This window comes from Pseudoalteromonas phenolica (assembly GCF_001444405.1).
Taxonomy (GTDB): domain Bacteria; phylum Pseudomonadota; class Gammaproteobacteria; order Enterobacterales; family Alteromonadaceae; genus Pseudoalteromonas; species Pseudoalteromonas phenolica.
In genome coordinates this window covers 1,298,153-1,314,589 of record NZ_CP013187.1, presented here as the reverse complement: position 1 = coordinate 1,314,589, position 16,437 = coordinate 1,298,153, and the positions used below count along the sequence as shown (strand labels likewise).

Sequence of the window (16,437 nt, the reverse complement as noted above, 5' to 3'; positions counted from 1 at the left end):
TTGTGATTCAAGGAATAAGTGATTTGAGCAGCTCTGATAATAACAAGGATAAATTTAAGCAACTCTCTGAAATGTACTTATTTGAAGAGATCTTTAAAATCATCCGTATTTCCACAGGGATAAGCGTAGCTTTCTGTTATCTGGTTTTACTACTCACCAGTATGGCCTACCTACATCTATTTTACAGTGAATTCGGGATCAGCATTGTTAAATATGTTTCCTTTGAAGATATGTTGGCTACACCCATCAAAAACCCAAACATCGTATTTACGTATATCGCGGTAATTTTGGTTTTAGTTATTGCTGACATAGGTAATCGTTTTAGAGCCAGAAAAAAACTGGAATATGCTGATGGTCAAATGCCAAAGCGAATGCGAGTTTTGAGTGCATTGCTTTGGGCACCAAACAACCCTAAAACGAACTTGCGATTTACTCTCGCTGCTGTGTCTATATGTGTTATTGCTTATATTTTTGCATTTGCAAAAGTTGAAGCAAATGATATCAAAGATGGTGAGTCTGAAAGAGTACTTATTGTTTTAAGTGATCAAGAAGCGCCAATTGAGACTTCTTTATTAGGCACCAGTGTGAATTATGTGTTCACCTATGATCACAAGTCAAAAGAAACCACTATTTTTTATGTTGAAGCAATAAAATCGATTAAAAGCTTCAAACACGTTTCTGAAGAAATAGATACCATTGAGGAACAAAAAGCAGCTCCCTCAAATAGTGAGCACAAAAGTGAAATAAAAGGAAAGTAGCTAACATTTAAGTGAACTAACTTTTAAACTACTCTTGCTTTTCAAGCTTAAGCGAAAAACTTATAAAAACCCCAGCAATAATGCCTATCAGCACACTTGAAAACATACCAAATTTCGATACAAGCGGATTTAAGGCAAATATGGAGAAAAAAATTAATGGAATAATACCTATTACTAGGAATTTCAAGTTAATGGCAACTTCTATTTTAGTTTGACAATAGGGGCAGGTTTTATATTTACCCCATTTATTCAAAGCCTTTGAGAAAAAGCCGATATTATTTTCACACACTGGGCATTTCATTGTTTGACTTCCCTAAAATTCCTTTTTTAAAACACATTGAATTAAATCACTTAAACACTATTTTATGAACCCTGATTGAGTACATATTCAAAAAAGTCGACGTTTTCATGCTCACCTTCTTGAGGTTTAAAGCCCAATTTCAACAGTAAGTTAGCAGAGGCATGGTTGCTTTTGTCTACCCCACCAACAAGGCTTTGCCACGACTCTATTTTCTCTGCGCGTTTTATAAAGGCGATTAATAACTCACTGGCAAAACCTTTACCCCAATATTCTTGTCCGAGTAAGTAACCTATGTGTTTCTCAGCCTTATCTGTATGACTAACAAATACAAAGCCTAAACACGCACCGCCTTTATCTTTAATTAAAAATAAGCGGCTCTCTGAGCGCATTTTACTTAACCAAGATTTAGCTTCTGAAGCATTGCTTACGCCATGAAAGTAAGGTGGCAGGCTTGCCACAACGGCCTCTGTCAAAATACATGGGATCGCAGCTATTAATGCGTCATCGACTAACGCTTTTTCAGAGCTCAATTCAATTAAATTGAGTCGTTGTGTTGATAAGTAAAGTAGCATTTTTCTCTTGGGTTATAAAGTTTATACTTCATCAGGAAAACAAGCATCTAGCGTAAATCGTTGTACGCCTGTTTTTAACTTCAAACTTTCTTGACACATTTTAGTTGCTACTTGCTCCCCGTAAATTGGCTTATAGCGTTTTAGTAAAGGTAAGCGGCATAGTAAAGGCAATATCCAACTGCCAAGCTTTTCTCCAAACCTAAACCCTTCTCGCTCTCCAAGTAAAAGTGATGGTTGAAAAATACAAATACGTTTAAATTTAAGTTGTGTGACTTTGTCTTCTAACTCCCCTTTCATTTGTAAGTATGCATTCTTGCTTTTGCCGTTTGCGTCACTTGAAGACACTAAAAAATACTCAGATACACCATTATCAGCAGCAAGTTCGGCAACCTTAAGTTGGTAGTCGACATCAACCACACGCTGAGCAGCAACAGAACCCGCTTGCTTTTTTGTGGTGCCTAAGCAAGAGAAGAGTAAATCACCTTTGAAATACCAACTAAAACTGTCTAGATGTGCAAAGTCGACAACTTGGTTACTGATTTTAGGGTTGTCGTAACATATTTTTCTGCGAGTAATAGTAATCACCTGTGCAATTCCTGCACACTCAGCAAGTTGCTTAATGAGACTTTTACCAATAAGACCTGTCGCACCTACTACAATGGCTGTTTTCATAGACGTAAAAATAAGTTGAGTTAGATGAACAATAATCAAAGCTGAGGGGCAAAGCAAGAAAGGACAAAGTCATCTATTAAAAAGGCCGATATGTAGCGGCCTTAGTCAAAAACTTTAAGTTTAAACGAGATACTAAATACGCGTATCTACGCACGCCTCTTGAGGCGAACTAAAACAATAACCTGGGCCTGTAGGGCAGCCAAAGAACGCATCAGTGTTTAACCAAGCACAATGATTCGTCGGTACACACACTGCTTTGTTATCAGTGAAAGCGCCACCCGCTACTTGTGGTGTGGCGTTCATAGCCAGTGACTTATCATTATTGAGTTGTTTTAGGTTTTTCTTATTCAGTATTAATTTCATTTTATTATCCTTATGAAAAGTTTCCCTGCCAATTGGCAGTGCCTATAAAATAAACTTGAATAAAGAAATTAACAATGCCTGGGCCTTGAAAAGCTCAATGCAATTTCATATCTGAGTTTTATAACTGACAGCTAGACACTAAATGCTGTTTTAAAAATACGCTTACCTGATTAAGGGTTTGTCTATCGAAGCCATAATGACTCCCTTCCAGTGCGATATGCTCGTAAGCGTATTCATACTCTTGTTCTTCTAGGTACTTCATCACTTCATTCGCCATATCGTAGGACGGCCATATTTCATCTTGCTTAGCTGACACGAGCAAAACTGGCCCTTTGTTTTTATCTATCGGTATTCTAGCCTGCTCAATTTCAAGCTCTGTTGCCTTAGCTAAGGCTTGCTCGAAAGCTGGCGTAAATTCGCCTGTCACATTCCCTTTTTGCATTTGCCAAGAAAGTAATGGCGCGTTGATATAGGCCAATGGCTGGTTTTTTAAAGTCCAACTAGATTTGTCTGTTACTGTTTTTACTGCATTCCAAGTAACATGGCTTGGCATAACAGCAACCACATGATTAATAGAATCAAAGTGACTACCTAGCAATAAAGCCAATTCTGCACCTTTAGAGAAACCGAAAACCGCGACGCAGTTGTTGTTGATTTTGTCGCTTTTAGCCAATAAAGAGATACGCTTTTCTATTTCTTCTAACGACAACTCAGCTGCACTACTGGGTGTATTGTCTGTACCAAAATAGCCAAGTGATGCCACTGACACGCCAGCTTCATTTAATCTGTCAAAAATTGGCTGCCAATGTGGGTTTGCGAGTGTATTACCTCCATCACTGCCTCCGAGCAAAATCACTAAAGGATGTTTTTTCCCATCGTCGATAAACTGAGTTTTCACATCTTGTGTGTTATGGTTTGAACAGGCCGAAAGCAGCCCTACCAAGAGACATGGCATTATTTTTTTCATGAGTTTTCCTATTGATTTAGATGGTTAGATTAGCTAGCGTATTAGCTTATCTTTTAGTAATCGCCCGCCATTTCGGCTGCTGATTACTTGCACTTCTGATTGATGAAACTTGATTATGTAACCACCTGTTACCCAGCGGTCCATTTGTTTGATTTCTTTGCTATTCACAATGCTGTTGCGGTGAACTCGCAAAAATTGAGACGGTAATAAAGTCATTAATTCATCAAGAGACTGATCAAGCGGATATGATGCTTCAGAGCCATATGCAATCGCTTGAGCATGTTCTAACTTGATTGCACAAATATCGGACACTTTCACTAAAGTCACTTTATCGCCTACTTTGCTAACAAGCGTAAACGCTTCAGGTTCTTGCAATTGTGCAGTTGGTTTATTGAGCCTGTCGTTGACTCGAGATAAAGCCAACGATAAACGCTCGTCGGTATAGGGCTTTAATAAATAATCGGCTGCACCGATTGTAAAAGCCTCCACTGCAAACTCACTATAAGCTGTGCTAAAAACACATTCACCGACAAATCCTCTGTTCTTTAGAGTCGTTACCAAACTCATGCCGCTAGCGTCAGGCAAATTAATATCGACAAAAAGTACATCCACTTTTGATAATTCATTTGATGCCAGACCTTCTTGTACAGAATGGCAAGTAAACAACAAAGTGTGAGTGCATACACGACTTAACTGAGCCTTGAGCTTTTCTAATGCTGGCAATTCGTCTTCAACAATAGCGATATTTAACATCCTCAGCTCCCAAGTTGTAATTTAAACTCAACATTTGCTCCCCCCTCTGGGGTATTGCTGAATTCCAGCCTTGCGCCTGCCTCTAACTCTAACCTAGCCTGAGTGATCTCCAGCCCAAAATGTGCTCCTTTATCTTGCTCAAGCTTTCTATGCTCTTTGCTAGTGTGTTTGTTATTGGCGTTTATTAAATAAGACTCATCAAAACCGACACCATTATCACGTACATTAAAAAGCATATGTTGGGCATCATGTCGTACTGTGATCCAAATATGTAATGGCGTTGACTTACCATGTTTTATGGCATTTTCTATTAGGGGTTGTAGCAACATGGCAGGCACAACTTTATCAAGCAGATCGTCGTCAATGTCGAAATTAATCCTAAGGTTATCTCCAAACCGGCTACGCTCGATATCACACCATTTATTTAAAATGACCAATTCGTCGCTCAACTTAACCCAAACTTCTTTAGGTGCTGATTTTTTGGGTTGATTTAACCCAGATTGCGACAATGAATAACGTAAAACGGCTGCTAAATCGTGTACTAAATCTTCACAGCGTGTTGGTTGAGTTCGTGCAAACGACGCTATGGTATTCAAGCTATTAAATAGAAAGTGAGGGTTTAATTGAGAATGCAGCAAGTTGATTTCAGCTTGCTTCCTTAATTGTTCCTCTAACTTAAGATGCTTTTGAGTCAAATAAAACTTAACAGCAACAAATATCATCGTGCTCCATGGCAAACTGATTAATAACGCTTGCAAAAAGCCGATGCCTTGCAGAGGTATAAATAACGCTCTAATTTCTCCCCAAAAGAATGCACCCAAACTGATGCTCAAAAAAAGCGAAATCCATTGCAATAACCAACGATTAATCTTGAATTTAATTACTAATAAATAGCTGATAATCATAGGTAACCAATACATAAACAACACTGCACTGACTGCTGATAGCAAAATATTGAACGACGGCAACATGCCTCGTTGAAGCCAATCAGTTATGCTGATCGTCAAACTAATAAGTGCAATAGCTGCTAGCGCCACAATTTGTTCATTGCGCTGTAACCTTATATTTTTCATAACTATTCTAAGTAAGTGATTGATTCGCAGTAATTGACGCTCATTGTACTTAATAGACAGTGACTTACAGCCATTATTTGTATCAATGGTCTATTTTTTGATCTCAATGGTAAATAACAAGACTTAAAGCAAAACTGTGCTGAGTAATTTTTAATCTAAACCTAGAAGTGCTATAACTGGTATGACCCAAAACTAAAAGCAAATTTGCTACAGCATTAATTTTAAAAGGGTGAAAAATGAAGGAATCGAGCGAAAAATTACTCGTTGGCGCGCTTGAATGTTGTGACTTGCCCGAGTTAGAGCTTTTCGATATTCAAATTAGAGTGGATACTGGCGCTGCCACCTCTTCTTTACACGTCGATAATATTGAGGAATTTGAAGAAGATGGCAAAGCCATGGTGCGTTTTGACATTCATCCTGATATTCATAATGTTGATCGAGTTGTTACTAAAACGTTGTCTTTGAAAGGTAGAAAAATCGTAAAAAGCTCAACTGCGAATACAGAACACCGTATTGTTATTAAAACTAAGCTCTCTCTTGGAGGTCGAACTTGGCCTATCAAACTAACATTGACCGACAGATCTACCATGCAAAATTTAATGTTACTGGGCCGCGAAGCCATGCAAAAACACATTTTGGTTGACCCTAGTCAGGAGTTTTTAGTGTCTGAAGACACCAAGTAACCTCATTCTGTAAATGCAGTTGTAAGTGTTGTAGGTATTTACTAAAACAGTTTTAGGAAGGATTTTATGAAATTAGCCATTTTATCATGCGGGCCAAACTCTTATAGTACCCAACGTCTTAAAGAAGCTGCCATGCAACGCGGTCATAACGTTAAGGTGCTCAATACTTTAAAGTTTGCCATTGATCTGCAGCAGGGTGAGCCAGCGCTTCATTTTAGACAAAAACTATTGAGCCAATACGATGCCGTTTTACCCCGCATTGGTGCGTCAATTACCTATTATGGCACTGCAGTTGTCCGTCAATTCCAAGAAATGGATGTATTTTGCGCCAACTCAGCACATGGCATCACCAACTCTCGTGATAAATTACGCAGCTTACAGTTGATGAGTCGTCACCACATAGGCATTCCTCGTACTGCTTTCGTTAGAGATAAAAAAGACGTTCTGCCAGCTATTGAACGTGTGGGTGGTGCACCTGTCATCATCAAACTCATTGAAGGTACACAAGGTATCGGCGTGTTATTAGCAGAGTCAGTAAATACCGCTGAATCGATCATTGAATTGTTGCAAAGCCAAAAGCAAAACGTCCTGATCCAAAAGTTTGTTGCTGAAAGTAAAGGTAAAGACATTCGTGCTATCGTCGTTGGTGATCGTGTAGTCGCGGCTATGCGTCGTGTTGCACAAGGGCAAGAATTTAGAAGTAACGTACACAGAGGCGGCATTGCCGAAGCAGTAGAACTCAGTGATGAATACAAAGAAACGGCCGTAAAAGCGGCTCAAATTATGGGCTTGCAAGTCGCAGGTGTCGACATGCTCGAAAGCAAAACTGGCCCGCAAGTCATGGAGGTTAACTCATCTCCTGGTCTCGAAGGTATTGAAAGCTGTACAGGACTCGATGTTGCTGGCGCCATTATTGAATATATCGCAGCACAAGTTGATTTTCCTGAGATTGATGTTCGTCAGCGCTTAACTGTAAGCAAAGGCTATGGTGTCGGTGAAATTTATATTCCTGATGGCTCCAACTTTGTTGGTAAAACCATCTTAGAAACTAATTTGCATGACAAAGACATTAACGTTTTAACCTTATACCGAGGTGCTAAAGTTATTCCTAACCCTCGTAAAGACCGTGTTTTAGAAGCTGATGACAAACTGCTTTGCTTTGGCCGAATGGATGCCATGCGCGAAATGATCCCTGCAAAAACAAGACGTCGCCGTCGACCAACGATAAGTGACCTACCCGAGAATTTACCTGATTCGTCAGACCACTCCGAGCCGTAACAGTAAAAAAGGGAAGTAAAACTTCCCTTTTTTACTATGCAGATAATACACTTGAAATGAGCGTGTTTGGTTTAAGTGCTTCCTGTTGTTCCGTAATTAACAATTGATTTTGCACAGTTTCAAAATTTGACACATGATCAAGTAAGTGGCTCGCCTGCTCACGCATCTCTTTACTTGCACTGGTCGATTGGGCAACCAAATGCATATTGTTTTGCGTTAGGTTATCAAGCTGTGCAACCGTTGCAGATACCGCTGAGATGGCTTCAGACTGTTCTTGACTGGCCTTCGTTATTTCACCAATCATTTTGTTAACATCACCGACAACAGAAATAAGATCTTTAAATTTCACACCTGACTCAGCAACTAAAGCACTGCCATTATGTACCGCTTCACTACTGTCTTTAATTAAGATTTTTATCTCTTTCGCCGCAGAAGCGCTGCGTTGAGCAAGGTTACGAACTTCGCTGGCTACCACAGCAAAGCCTCTGCCCGCTTCTCCAGCTCTTGCTGCTTCAACAGAAGCGTTGAGAGCCAATAAGTTTGTTTGGAAAGCGATTTCATCAATCACTCCAATAATGTCAGATATCCGTTTACTGCAGCTTTCAATGTCAGACATGGCGTTAACGGCAGTAGAAACAGTATCCCCACCCTCTTCAGCATTTTGCATTGCATCAGCAGCACGAAGCGAAACATCTGCTGCACTGCGAGCATTTTGCTGAACTGTGGTAGTAAGCTCTTCCATGGTAGACGCTGTTTCTTCTAAGCTTGCAGCCTGACTCTCTGTTCTACGACTTAACTCTTCATTGCCTGATGCGATATTTTGCGCGCCATTATTTACCATTTGCGACGCTTGAGTTATGTCTATCACCATTTTATTGAGGTTTTGCATTAGACCATTCATCGCATCTCTCAAGATATTAAACTCTGTTCCTAAGTCTTCATCAATGTTTTGCGCAAGTTTACCGTCAGCCAATGAAATGATTGCTTGTTTAATACTTCGTATGGCCAGCTTTCTTTCTGTGATGTCAGTCGCATATTTAACAACCTTGTATGGTCGCCCTTCACTGTCTAAGATTGGGTTGTATGAGGCTTGGATCCAAATTTCGCTGCCATCTTTCGCAAAACGTTTATATTCGCCACTGTCGTAGAGGCCTTGATTTAACTTTTGCCAAAACTGAGCATACTCGTCGCTTCTGGCATACTTAGGCTCTGCAAAGATACTGTGGTGCAGCCCTTGGATTTCATCTAAAGCATATCCCGTTGTTTTAAGAAAATTCTCATTTGCAGTAATGATGGTGCCATCAAGGTTAAACTCTATCACAGCTTGAGATTTGTCAATCGCTTGCAGTTGTCCGGAAAAATTTGCACTTTGCTGCTTTTGCTCTGTGATATCACTGGCAAACTTAACAACTTTTATTACTCTGCCACTGGCATCAAAAATAGGGTTGTAAGTCGCTTGGATCCAAATCTCTCGACCACCTTTTGCCAAACGCTTATATTCGCCAGAGTCAAATTCGCCATTGTTTAATTTTTGCCAAAACTGCTTATATTCAACACTGCTTGCATAATCAGGCTCAGCAAACATACTGTGATGTTGCCCCTTGATCTCTTCAAGCTGATACCCTGTCGTCGTTAAAAAATTATCATTAGCTGTAATGATGGTGCCATCCATATTAAATTCGATGACCGCTTGAGACTTACTGATCGCTTGTAATTGACCTTCATAGTTGGCACTTTGCAACTTTTGCTCAGTGATATCTGAGGCGTATTTAACGACTTTGAATGGCTTGCCATTTAAATCAAAAATCGGGTTATAAGAAGCCTGAATCCAAATTTCTCTGCCCCCTTTCGCCAGGCGCTTGTATTCACCAGAACTAAACTTGCCTGCATTCAATTGCGCCCAAAAAACGCGATAATCTTCACTTTGTGCATAATCTGGCTCAGCAAACATGCTGTGATGTTTGCCCTGAATTTCATTTAAATCATACCCCATCGCCGCAAGAAAATTTTCATTTGCCGTAATGATGGTGCCGTCCATGTTAAACTCTATAACAGCCTGAGATTTACTTATAGCATCTAGTTGACCTTGGTAGTCAGCGGCTTGCTGCTTACTTTCAGTAATGTCTGAAGCATATTTAACGACTTTATAAGGCTGATTGTTTTTATCAAAAATAGGATTGTAAGTAGCTTGTATCCAAACTTCTTTTCCGCCTTTTCCTAAACGTTTATATTCGCCGGAACTAAACTCTCCTCGGCTCAACGCAGCCCAAAAATCGGCATATTCTTCACTTTGCGCAAACGCTGGTTCTGCGAACATACTATGATGTTGGCCTACCACTTCATCTAAGCTATAACCCATAACATCGAGAAAATTTTCGTTCGCATAAAGAATATATCCCTGCAAATCAAATTCAATTACAGCCTGAGAACGCCCAATTGCTTCGAGCTGACCTTTTTGATCAACACTTTGCTGTTCGTAAGCATCTACATCAGTTAAAGATAGAATAATAGAATTTGTCTTACTATGACTCACACTTAACGAAAACCATTTCGCGTTATTGTTATTGCATTCCACCTGAACAAGCTTATTTTTACCTGCTTTCTGTAGCGCACTTAAATCAATATCAAAGAACGTCTTATAGTTTTGACTCTTTACATCAAGCAAGGCGTAACCCGTTTTTGATAAGAAGTACTCACTGGCATTTTCAATTATGCCTGAGCTGTTTACTTCAAGAAATGCATGTGTTTGAGAGAGGAGGTCAAGTTTAACTTGAAGCGCTTGAGAAATTTCGCGCTCTTTCCTTGAGTTAAAAAACATAAGTATTCGTTCTTTAGCTATTTATATTATTAAAAACAATAGTTGAATATTTTCTTCAAGCCAAGACTCTAACTGTTACTAAATGATTTTTTTCAGATAAATAAGTCTGTTTTAGTTCCTGAATTAGATAAAATCAATTGTTTTTGATGAAATACAATTTAAATTAATAAAAACCAGATAAAGAAACTCAAATTAAAAAGGCTGAATAAGTTCAGCCTTTTACTATAAAGTAATGATTAAGATTTCACAGCAATGGCCCATTTCATCATGGTTTTGAAATCTGGTTCTTTTCCATACATGGTCATCCCCATCTTAAACATGCGCGCCGCCATATTGCGAATAACAACACAGCCAAGTAATGAACTGATGAAGGCGATGGCTACTTGCCAAAATGCCACATCAATTAACGCCATTTTCATTGGCATAAATACAAATGCTGTTAATGGGAAATAACTTAACACAGTCACAGCCAAGCTACTTGGACTATCCATCATCATAAAGCCAGCCACAATCGGGATCAGGGGGATCATCATAAACGCTGACTTACCACTGTGGTTCGGGTCATCAATCGCAGCTGCAATAGCGGCGATAAATGCTGTACACATATAAATGCCCACGAGTACAAACACAATAAACCAAGGTAAAACAGTAAAGTCGAAAATACTGAAATCAAGCGCTCTACCTTTCAAAATGACCTGTACAAATGCAAAACCCAATAATGCAGTAATGGCGGTTGTCGTCATGGCTTTCACTGCATGTAACATCTGCCCGATGATTTTACCTTCAATCCACGTCTTCGCATCAATGCACGAGTAAAGTTGCTCAGTGACGCGCTGTTGCTTTTCGCCCGTAATTGCAACAAACACTTGACCGAAAGTCATAAACACACCAATGGCCATCAAAAATAGTAAACCATTAGCGGTAATTGAAGATTGTTGCATCGCATCTTTGACTGCTTCATCAAGGTAGTTTGTTTCAAACTGAAGTGGCTGTTCAAGTAAAGCCAATTGATTTGGGCCAAGGTTTAAAGAAGCGGCAGCATTTGAACGCGCATAGTCGTTTAACTGGACTTGCAAGTCATTTTGCCAAGACATTTTACCTTGAGAGTATAAAGTCACTTTTTGTGGTAGTGCCTGTGAAGCAAAGATCAACGCACCATCAATATTGCCCGCTTTGACTTCAGCAATAAGCGCATCGTTCGATTTTGACTCTGTTCTAAGCACAAAGTCATCGTCTAATTGAAGACCCTGTAATTCAATATTAGAAACGATTTGCTGCGGCTCAGGCTGATAAAGTACTTGGTTGTGCCATAAGTACATGCCTAGCGCCACCAGCAACATGATTGACTTGCCAATGAGCTCCTGCTTCCATTTAAAAAACTGCATGAACTCCCATTTAGCCACAGTCAGGGTTTGATTTAATCGACTCATGCGGCTTCTCCTTTTTGTACTGCTTGATCCGCTTCTATGGCGTGTAAGTAAAGCTGGTGTAAATCCATTCTTTGGCTATCGATAAACGCGATATCACCTAACTCAGGTAAATGCACTAATAATTGATTAAGTTGATCTGCGCGCTCGGCACGAATTGCCAAGGTCGTGTCATTCAGTTGCTCAACTTCAAATTGCGTCAGCTTATTGCTCGCTTCAATTCCATTCACTGCGTGGGTGAATGTCACCTTCAAAGCGCTCCCCACGCCAACTTGTGATTGAATGTCTGCCAATGTGCCATACAACACACTTTGTCCGTGATTCATCAGTAACATTCTGTCAGCCAGTTTTTCAACCATCGACATCTGGTGTGCGCTTAGAATAACCGTCATATTCTGCGCTTTTAATTCTTTTAAAAACGACACAACTTTTTCTTGGTTCACCGGATCGAGTCCTGAAAATGGCTCATCGAGTAATACCAATTGCGGTTTATGCAACACTGCACTGATTAACTGCACTTTTTGCTGGTTACCTTTAGACAGGCTTTTAAGTTGATCGTCTTTTCGCTCGAGTAAATCAAAACGTTCGAGCCAATAATCAATGCGCTCTTTGGCTGTTTTTTTATCTACACCACGTAGCGTTGCAAAATACATCAGATTCTGTGCTAAAGATTTTTCTAAATAGAGGCCACGATCTTCAGGCAAGTAGCCCAACTCTGAAGCAGGAATAGACGTGTATTGCTCACCATTGACTGTAATTGTGATTTGACCTTCGTCGGCCTGAGTAAAGCCTACAAGCATGCGCACAAGAGATGATTTACCAGCACCATTGGGGCCAAGCAGTGCAAATACTTCACCTTGCTGTACTTCAAAGCTGAGGCCTTTAACGGCGGTCACTTCTTTGTAATGCTTGCTGATGTTGTCCACTTTGATATGCATAACGTTCCCTATGAATAAACATTTGGCTTGATTATAACCACAGAGCCGCAATGATAGACAGACAGAAACGTTACAGATTATGAACAAATGTAAAATGATAAAGCCTTTAGCGTACGTTCATTATGACGTTTAAACGAGCGTACAAAGCTAAAAAGTTTAAGCTGTATGCTCAACTTGCGCTTGATGCCTTGCCAAATGGCCGCCGATAAACTGGCTCATAATTAAGGAGCACCCAGCCAACCCCGCACCAAAGAAAAAAACCAGTGAGCTATCGTATAACCACACAACCCCAAAGCTTGCTGGAATGATCACTGCGGCAATGTGATTTATGGTAAAACTCACACCGGCTGTAGCGGCAATGTCTTCAGGTCGGGCAATTTTTTGAAAATAGGTTTTAAGGGCAATGGCCATGGCAAAAAACAAATGGTCAATCACATACAGTACTGCGGCAAACTCCGCCGACTCCACCAGCGCATAACCGACAAATACCAACAATAAACCCGCGTATTCAATGGTTAATGCTTTTTGCTCACCAATTCGACCTATCATCTTACCAATTAGAGGCGCAGCGAAAATATTGATTACGTGGTTGAACATATACAGCATGGTTATTTGCGCCACATCGAAACCAAACTTTTCAACCATCAAGAAACCCGCGAAGACCATAAAGATCTGGCGTCGTGCGCCTGAGAAGAACAGCAAAATGTAATACAAGCTATATTCTTTTCTCACGATTAACTTTTTATGTTGCACATTTTTCTCAGGAAAATGCGGGAAAGCGCTCATCATAAATAATGTTAGTAACAAACCAATGCCACCAAAGAATAAATAAAGCCCTTGATAGGCAGTACTAAAGAAGGTCACGCCGAGCCAAATTAGAGCAAAGGTTGCCAATGAGGCCATGGATTTTATCGACATCAATTGACCCAATTTTTGCGGTGCTTCATCTTTGCTAAACCATTGTAAGCTCAAAGACTGGTTTAGGGTTTCGAAATAGTGAAAGCCAATCGACATTAATACCGTTGTGGCATATAGCCCATAAACACTCGGAAATACCCCAGTTAACGCAACACCAACCGACAATAAACACAAACTAATGAGTGCAAAAGTCTGCTCTTTTAATACCAATAAAATAAACACTGCAGTAAAAGCCAGCAAACCCGGTATTTCTCGAAGAGACTGTAACATCCCCATATTGGCACCATTAAATTGTGCCGCCTCTACTGCAAAATTATTTAATAAAGCATTCCAGGCTGAAAATGTGACCGCCATCACAATGGTTGCAATAGTTAAAAATCCAAACGGTGACTGCCACTGTTTATTCTGTTCCACTTTTCCCTCACATAAGCACTTTGATTAAAACGCAAGCACATTGTATGCTGTGCACAGCGTGACCAAAATACAAAGTTATGACAGATAATTTATCAAATCAGCCAAGTTCGAGCTGGGTGAGTGTTAAAACACGCTTTAACCTAAAAGCCCTTGGCAAGCCTATCTACCCAAGAGCCACTGAAATGCCGCCTTGGCAGCATGTGCAAACTCACTCACACACTTGGGGGCAACTCGCTTATACCAGTGATGGGGTGTTAGGTATTCATACACCAGAAGGTAAATTTGTCATCCCACCCGATCAAGCTCTATGGCTTCCACCTAACCTGCCCCACGAAACTTTTTGCCGCTATGGCGGACACTTTCGGAGTGTTTATATTGATGAAAAATATGTCAAAGTACTGGGTAATGAAGCCAAGTTGTTGCATGTGAATGAATTACTGAAAGCAATGATTTTAGAGGTATGTAACTGGCCACCCAACTACCAACCTGACGACAAAAAACTACGATTTACCCAAGTATTTATTGACCAACTTGAATGCGCTCAAACAAGCAGCTTTTTTATGCCGACCGCACAAGATGATCGCTTATTACCAATTATTTCTGAGCTTCATGCCAATCCTGGCTGCAACAAAACCCTTGAACAATGGGGTGAATTGGTTGGCGCTTCAACACGAACACTAAATAGGCTATTTCACAAAAGCTTTGCTATGAACTTTAGCCAATGGAAACAAAAGTTACGTGGTCTTCGTGCAGTAGAGATGATAGAAGCAGGCTACACACAACAAGCCATAGCTGAACAATTAGGGTTTGAATCTAGCTCAGCTTTCAATACAGCCTTTAAAAAGGTATTTAACTGCACACCTGGACAATATTTGAAGAAATAGAATGTTACATATTTATTACAACACACTCAAATAAACCATCAAAAATAACTAGTTTAAAATTCAAATTGCAATACTTTTGTTTTTATTTATACCCATTACGAGGAAAAATATTTATAAAAACACACAAATGTAAATAAAGTATTTTTGATATGTATCAAAGTATGTTTAAATCCAAACTAATGGATTATGGCGTTGTGTATTTTTATCTAGCCCTTAATACATGGAAGTTCAAAACTAATAACTAAGTGGTAAATAATAATGAACAAGAAACTTCTATTCTCAGCGGCGCTTTTAGCAGCAACTTCAAGCTCGATTTTTGCATCTAGCCAAACTTTTCAAGCATCTATCAACGGTTGGAGTGAGCCAACTTTTTCTGAAGCTAACGCACTTCATTTCGGTAAAGTACGTTTAGCAGCTGGTTCAACTTGTACTATGGATAACGCAGGTGCTGTAACTGGTGACTGTGATGCTTCTGATGCAAACATCCAACTAGGTGGTATTACGGTTTCAGGTCTAGCTCCAAGTTCGGCAATGAACATCACTGTATCAGGAAGCACAGGTTCAAACCTGACATTTGCTCCTGCAACTACGGCAACAGATGGTACATCTACCACTACAACGGCTGATGGTGTGGCTTCTGCATTCACGACTGATGCTTCAGCAACTGATATTACGATTAATGTGTATGGTCAAGTGACTGTTGATAATGCTTTAACAGCAGAGGGTAACTACACTGTAGATTACACTGTTGATGTGTCTTTCCAATAAGAATTATTCATAAAAAGCTTTTAAATAAAGTGTGGGCATTGCTCACACTTTTAATTTTTGTAGTAAGTTTATAGTGTTATGCGTCATTCTTTATTTTTCTTTTTTATCTTATTTACAGCGATATTTAGTTCATCTGCTTTTGCCAATCTTGCATTATCAGAATACCGTCTTTATTTCGATGGTCGCACCAAAAATAACTCTTTAATGATCAGGAATACCTCAGATAAGAATCTCGACTTTAGATTAGTGCTTGTACACAAAGACATGACTGAAGAAGGCAATCTCATCAATGTCTCAGAAGGTGATGTACAAGGCCGTTCTGCAAAATCTATGCTGCGTTATTCCCCTCGTAGGGGCACAATAAAACCAAAAGGCATGCAAGCCATCCGGATGACGGTACGTAAAAAAGCAGACCTAGTGCATGGCGAATACCGAGCCGTACTCAAGATAATTGCTTCAGAAGCCCAAGACCCGAATGAAACTGGTATCAATATAAAACCAAAAGTAGCCTACAGTATTCCTGTCATTGTTCGTCATGGTCACTTAGAAGTTGAGTCAGACATAGTTAATCCGCAATTTATCACTCAAAATGGCAAACCAACTATCATGTTTTGGCAGACTCTCAATGGCAACCGCTCATTATTTGGCGACTTCAAAATCCTCAATGAGAAGCAAGAAGTAGTTGGTGAAATCAGAAACTTAGGTGTATATACTCCTCTTACACGTCGAAAAGTCTTTATTCCTCTGACTGAAAAAGTTTCTGGCCCGTTGACCATTCAATACGATGAAAATATTCGTTATGGCGGTAAAGTTTCTCTTACTGAAACGCTAAATATTAATGAGTAACTTC

Annotated in this window: 17 protein-coding genes and 1 pseudogene; 7 read left to right on the top strand and 11 right to left on the bottom strand. The window is 39.8% G+C overall.

Going from position 1 to position 16,437, the window contains the following annotated elements:
• Positions 1 to 23 precede the first annotated feature (23 nt).
• On the top strand, positions 24 to 758 hold the full coding sequence (locus tag PP2015_RS05765) for a hypothetical protein (RefSeq protein WP_138559765.1): 735 nt from the start codon (positions 24 to 26) through the stop codon (positions 756 to 758).
• 28 nt (positions 759 to 786) lie between these two features.
• Here PP2015_RS05765 and PP2015_RS05760 read toward each other — a convergent pair whose 3' ends face one another.
• From PP2015_RS05760 to PP2015_RS05730, 7 genes are all read right to left on the bottom strand, one after another.
• Positions 787 to 1,059, bottom strand: a complete 273-nt coding sequence (locus PP2015_RS05760) for a hypothetical protein (RefSeq protein WP_058029365.1) — start codon at positions 1,057 to 1,059, stop codon at positions 787 to 789.
• A 62-nt stretch (positions 1,060 to 1,121) separates the two neighbouring features.
• Complete coding sequence (locus PP2015_RS05755; protein WP_058029364.1) at positions 1,122 to 1,631, bottom strand: GNAT family N-acetyltransferase; 510 nt, start codon at positions 1,629 to 1,631, stop codon at positions 1,122 to 1,124.
• Between the two features lie 21 nt (positions 1,632 to 1,652).
• Positions 1,653 to 2,303 (bottom strand): NAD-dependent epimerase/dehydratase family protein, encoded by a 651-nt coding sequence (locus tag PP2015_RS05750; protein ID WP_058029363.1) that lies wholly within the window; start codon positions 2,301 to 2,303, stop codon positions 1,653 to 1,655.
• A 132-nt stretch (positions 2,304 to 2,435) separates the two neighbouring features.
• On the bottom strand, positions 2,436 to 2,666 hold the full coding sequence (locus tag PP2015_RS05745) for a hypothetical protein (RefSeq protein ID WP_058029362.1): 231 nt from the start codon (positions 2,664 to 2,666) through the stop codon (positions 2,436 to 2,438).
• A 118-nt stretch (positions 2,667 to 2,784) separates the two neighbouring features.
• Complete coding sequence (locus tag PP2015_RS05740; protein ID WP_058029361.1) at positions 2,785 to 3,633, bottom strand: acyl-CoA thioester hydrolase/BAAT C-terminal domain-containing protein; 849 nt, start codon at positions 3,631 to 3,633, stop codon at positions 2,785 to 2,787.
• Between the two features lie 33 nt (positions 3,634 to 3,666).
• A complete protein-coding gene (locus PP2015_RS05735; RefSeq protein WP_058029360.1) occupies positions 3,667 to 4,386 on the bottom strand; it encodes a LytR/AlgR family response regulator transcription factor in 720 nt (239 codons plus the stop codon).
• 2 nt (positions 4,387 to 4,388) lie between these two features.
• Entirely contained in the window at positions 4,389 to 5,459 is a 1,071-nt protein-coding gene (locus PP2015_RS05730; protein WP_058029359.1) for a sensor histidine kinase, read from the bottom strand.
• 236 nt (positions 5,460 to 5,695) lie between these two features.
• Between PP2015_RS05730 and PP2015_RS05725 the strand changes: the two genes are divergently transcribed.
• From PP2015_RS05725 to PP2015_RS22125, 3 genes and pseudogenes are all read left to right on the top strand, one after another.
• The gene (locus PP2015_RS05725; protein WP_058029358.1) at positions 5,696 to 6,142 is read left to right on the top strand and encodes an ATP-dependent zinc protease family protein; all 447 of its coding nucleotides are present in this window, start codon (positions 5,696 to 5,698) and stop codon (positions 6,140 to 6,142) included.
• Positions 6,143 to 6,208: 66 nt separating this feature from the next.
• Positions 6,209 to 7,132, top strand: a pseudogene (gene rimK, locus PP2015_RS05720) (30S ribosomal protein S6--L-glutamate ligase); the annotation flags it as partial.
• A gap of 9 nt (positions 7,133 to 7,141) precedes the next feature.
• Positions 7,142 to 7,420 carry a cation:proton antiporter regulatory subunit gene (locus PP2015_RS22125; protein ID WP_418054975.1) on the top strand — a complete coding sequence of 93 codons (279 nt, stop codon included), beginning with the start codon at positions 7,142 to 7,144 and terminating at the stop codon, positions 7,418 to 7,420.
• Between the two features lie 34 nt (positions 7,421 to 7,454).
• On the opposite strand, the gene PP2015_RS05715 is transcribed toward PP2015_RS22125, so the two are convergent.
• The 4 genes from PP2015_RS05715 to PP2015_RS05700 form a co-directional block, all read right to left on the bottom strand.
• Positions 7,455 to 10,238 (bottom strand): methyl-accepting chemotaxis protein, encoded by a 2,784-nt coding sequence (locus PP2015_RS05715; protein WP_083496523.1) that lies wholly within the window; start codon positions 10,236 to 10,238, stop codon positions 7,455 to 7,457.
• Between the two features lie 236 nt (positions 10,239 to 10,474).
• Complete coding sequence (locus PP2015_RS05710; protein WP_058029356.1) at positions 10,475 to 11,668, bottom strand: ABC transporter permease; 1,194 nt, start codon at positions 11,666 to 11,668, stop codon at positions 10,475 to 10,477.
• Complete coding sequence (locus PP2015_RS05705; protein WP_058029355.1) at positions 11,665 to 12,603, bottom strand: ABC transporter ATP-binding protein; 939 nt, start codon at positions 12,601 to 12,603, stop codon at positions 11,665 to 11,667. Before PP2015_RS05705 ends, PP2015_RS05710 begins: the two co-directional genes overlap by 4 nt.
• A gap of 156 nt (positions 12,604 to 12,759) precedes the next feature.
• Entirely contained in the window at positions 12,760 to 13,935 is a 1,176-nt protein-coding gene (locus tag PP2015_RS05700; RefSeq protein ID WP_058029354.1) for an MFS transporter, read from the bottom strand.
• A gap of 77 nt (positions 13,936 to 14,012) precedes the next feature.
• Between PP2015_RS05700 and PP2015_RS05695 the strand changes: the two genes are divergently transcribed.
• The 3 genes from PP2015_RS05695 to PP2015_RS05685 all read left to right on the top strand — a co-directional run bounded on the left by PP2015_RS05695 (position 14,013) and on the right by PP2015_RS05685 (position 16,433).
• Positions 14,013 to 14,819, top strand: a complete 807-nt coding sequence (locus PP2015_RS05695; RefSeq protein WP_058029353.1) for an AraC family transcriptional regulator — start codon at positions 14,013 to 14,015, stop codon at positions 14,817 to 14,819.
• 258 nt (positions 14,820 to 15,077) lie between these two features.
• Positions 15,078 to 15,587, top strand: a complete 510-nt coding sequence (locus tag PP2015_RS05690) for a hypothetical protein (RefSeq protein ID WP_058029352.1) — start codon at positions 15,078 to 15,080, stop codon at positions 15,585 to 15,587.
• Between the two features lie 78 nt (positions 15,588 to 15,665).
• The gene (locus PP2015_RS05685) at positions 15,666 to 16,433 is read left to right on the top strand and encodes a fimbrial biogenesis chaperone (RefSeq protein ID WP_128724924.1); all 768 of its coding nucleotides are present in this window, start codon (positions 15,666 to 15,668) and stop codon (positions 16,431 to 16,433) included.
• The last annotated feature ends 4 nt before the right edge of the window (positions 16,434 to 16,437 follow it).

Bases quoted from the DNA above. Each gene is read 5' to 3' on its own strand.
- PP2015_RS05695 (WP_058029353.1), top strand. From the start codon at position 14,013: ATGACAGATAATTTATCAAATCAGCCAAGTTCGAGCTGGGTGAGTGTT.
- PP2015_RS05710 (WP_058029356.1), bottom strand. From the start codon at position 11,668: ATGAGTCGATTAAATCAAACCCTGACTGTGGCTAAATGGGAGTTCATG.
- PP2015_RS05735 (WP_058029360.1), bottom strand. From the start codon at position 4,386: ATGTTAAATATCGCTATTGTTGAAGACGAATTGCCAGCATTAGAAAAG.
- PP2015_RS05740 (WP_058029361.1), bottom strand. From the start codon at position 3,633: ATGAAAAAAATAATGCCATGTCTCTTGGTAGGGCTGCTTTCGGCCTGT.
- PP2015_RS05755 (WP_058029364.1), bottom strand. From the start codon at position 1,631: ATGCTACTTTACTTATCAACACAACGACTCAATTTAATTGAATTGAGC.
- PP2015_RS05690 (WP_058029352.1), top strand. From the start codon at position 15,078: ATGAACAAGAAACTTCTATTCTCAGCGGCGCTTTTAGCAGCAACTTCA.
- PP2015_RS05715 (WP_083496523.1), bottom strand. From the start codon at position 10,238: ATGTTTTTTAACTCAAGGAAAGAGCGCGAAATTTCTCAAGCGCTTCAA.
- PP2015_RS05745 (WP_058029362.1), bottom strand. From the start codon at position 2,666: ATGAAATTAATACTGAATAAGAAAAACCTAAAACAACTCAATAATGAT.
- PP2015_RS05760 (WP_058029365.1), bottom strand. From the start codon at position 1,059: ATGAAATGCCCAGTGTGTGAAAATAATATCGGCTTTTTCTCAAAGGCT.
- PP2015_RS05725 (WP_058029358.1), top strand. From the start codon at position 5,696: ATGAAGGAATCGAGCGAAAAATTACTCGTTGGCGCGCTTGAATGTTGT.
- PP2015_RS05730 (WP_058029359.1), bottom strand. From the start codon at position 5,459: ATGAAAAATATAAGGTTACAGCGCAATGAACAAATTGTGGCGCTAGCA.
- PP2015_RS05750 (WP_058029363.1), bottom strand. From the start codon at position 2,303: ATGAAAACAGCCATTGTAGTAGGTGCGACAGGTCTTATTGGTAAAAGT.
- PP2015_RS05685 (WP_128724924.1), top strand. From the start codon at position 15,666: ATGCGTCATTCTTTATTTTTCTTTTTTATCTTATTTACAGCGATATTT.
- PP2015_RS05705 (WP_058029355.1), bottom strand. From the start codon at position 12,603: ATGCATATCAAAGTGGACAACATCAGCAAGCATTACAAAGAAGTGACC.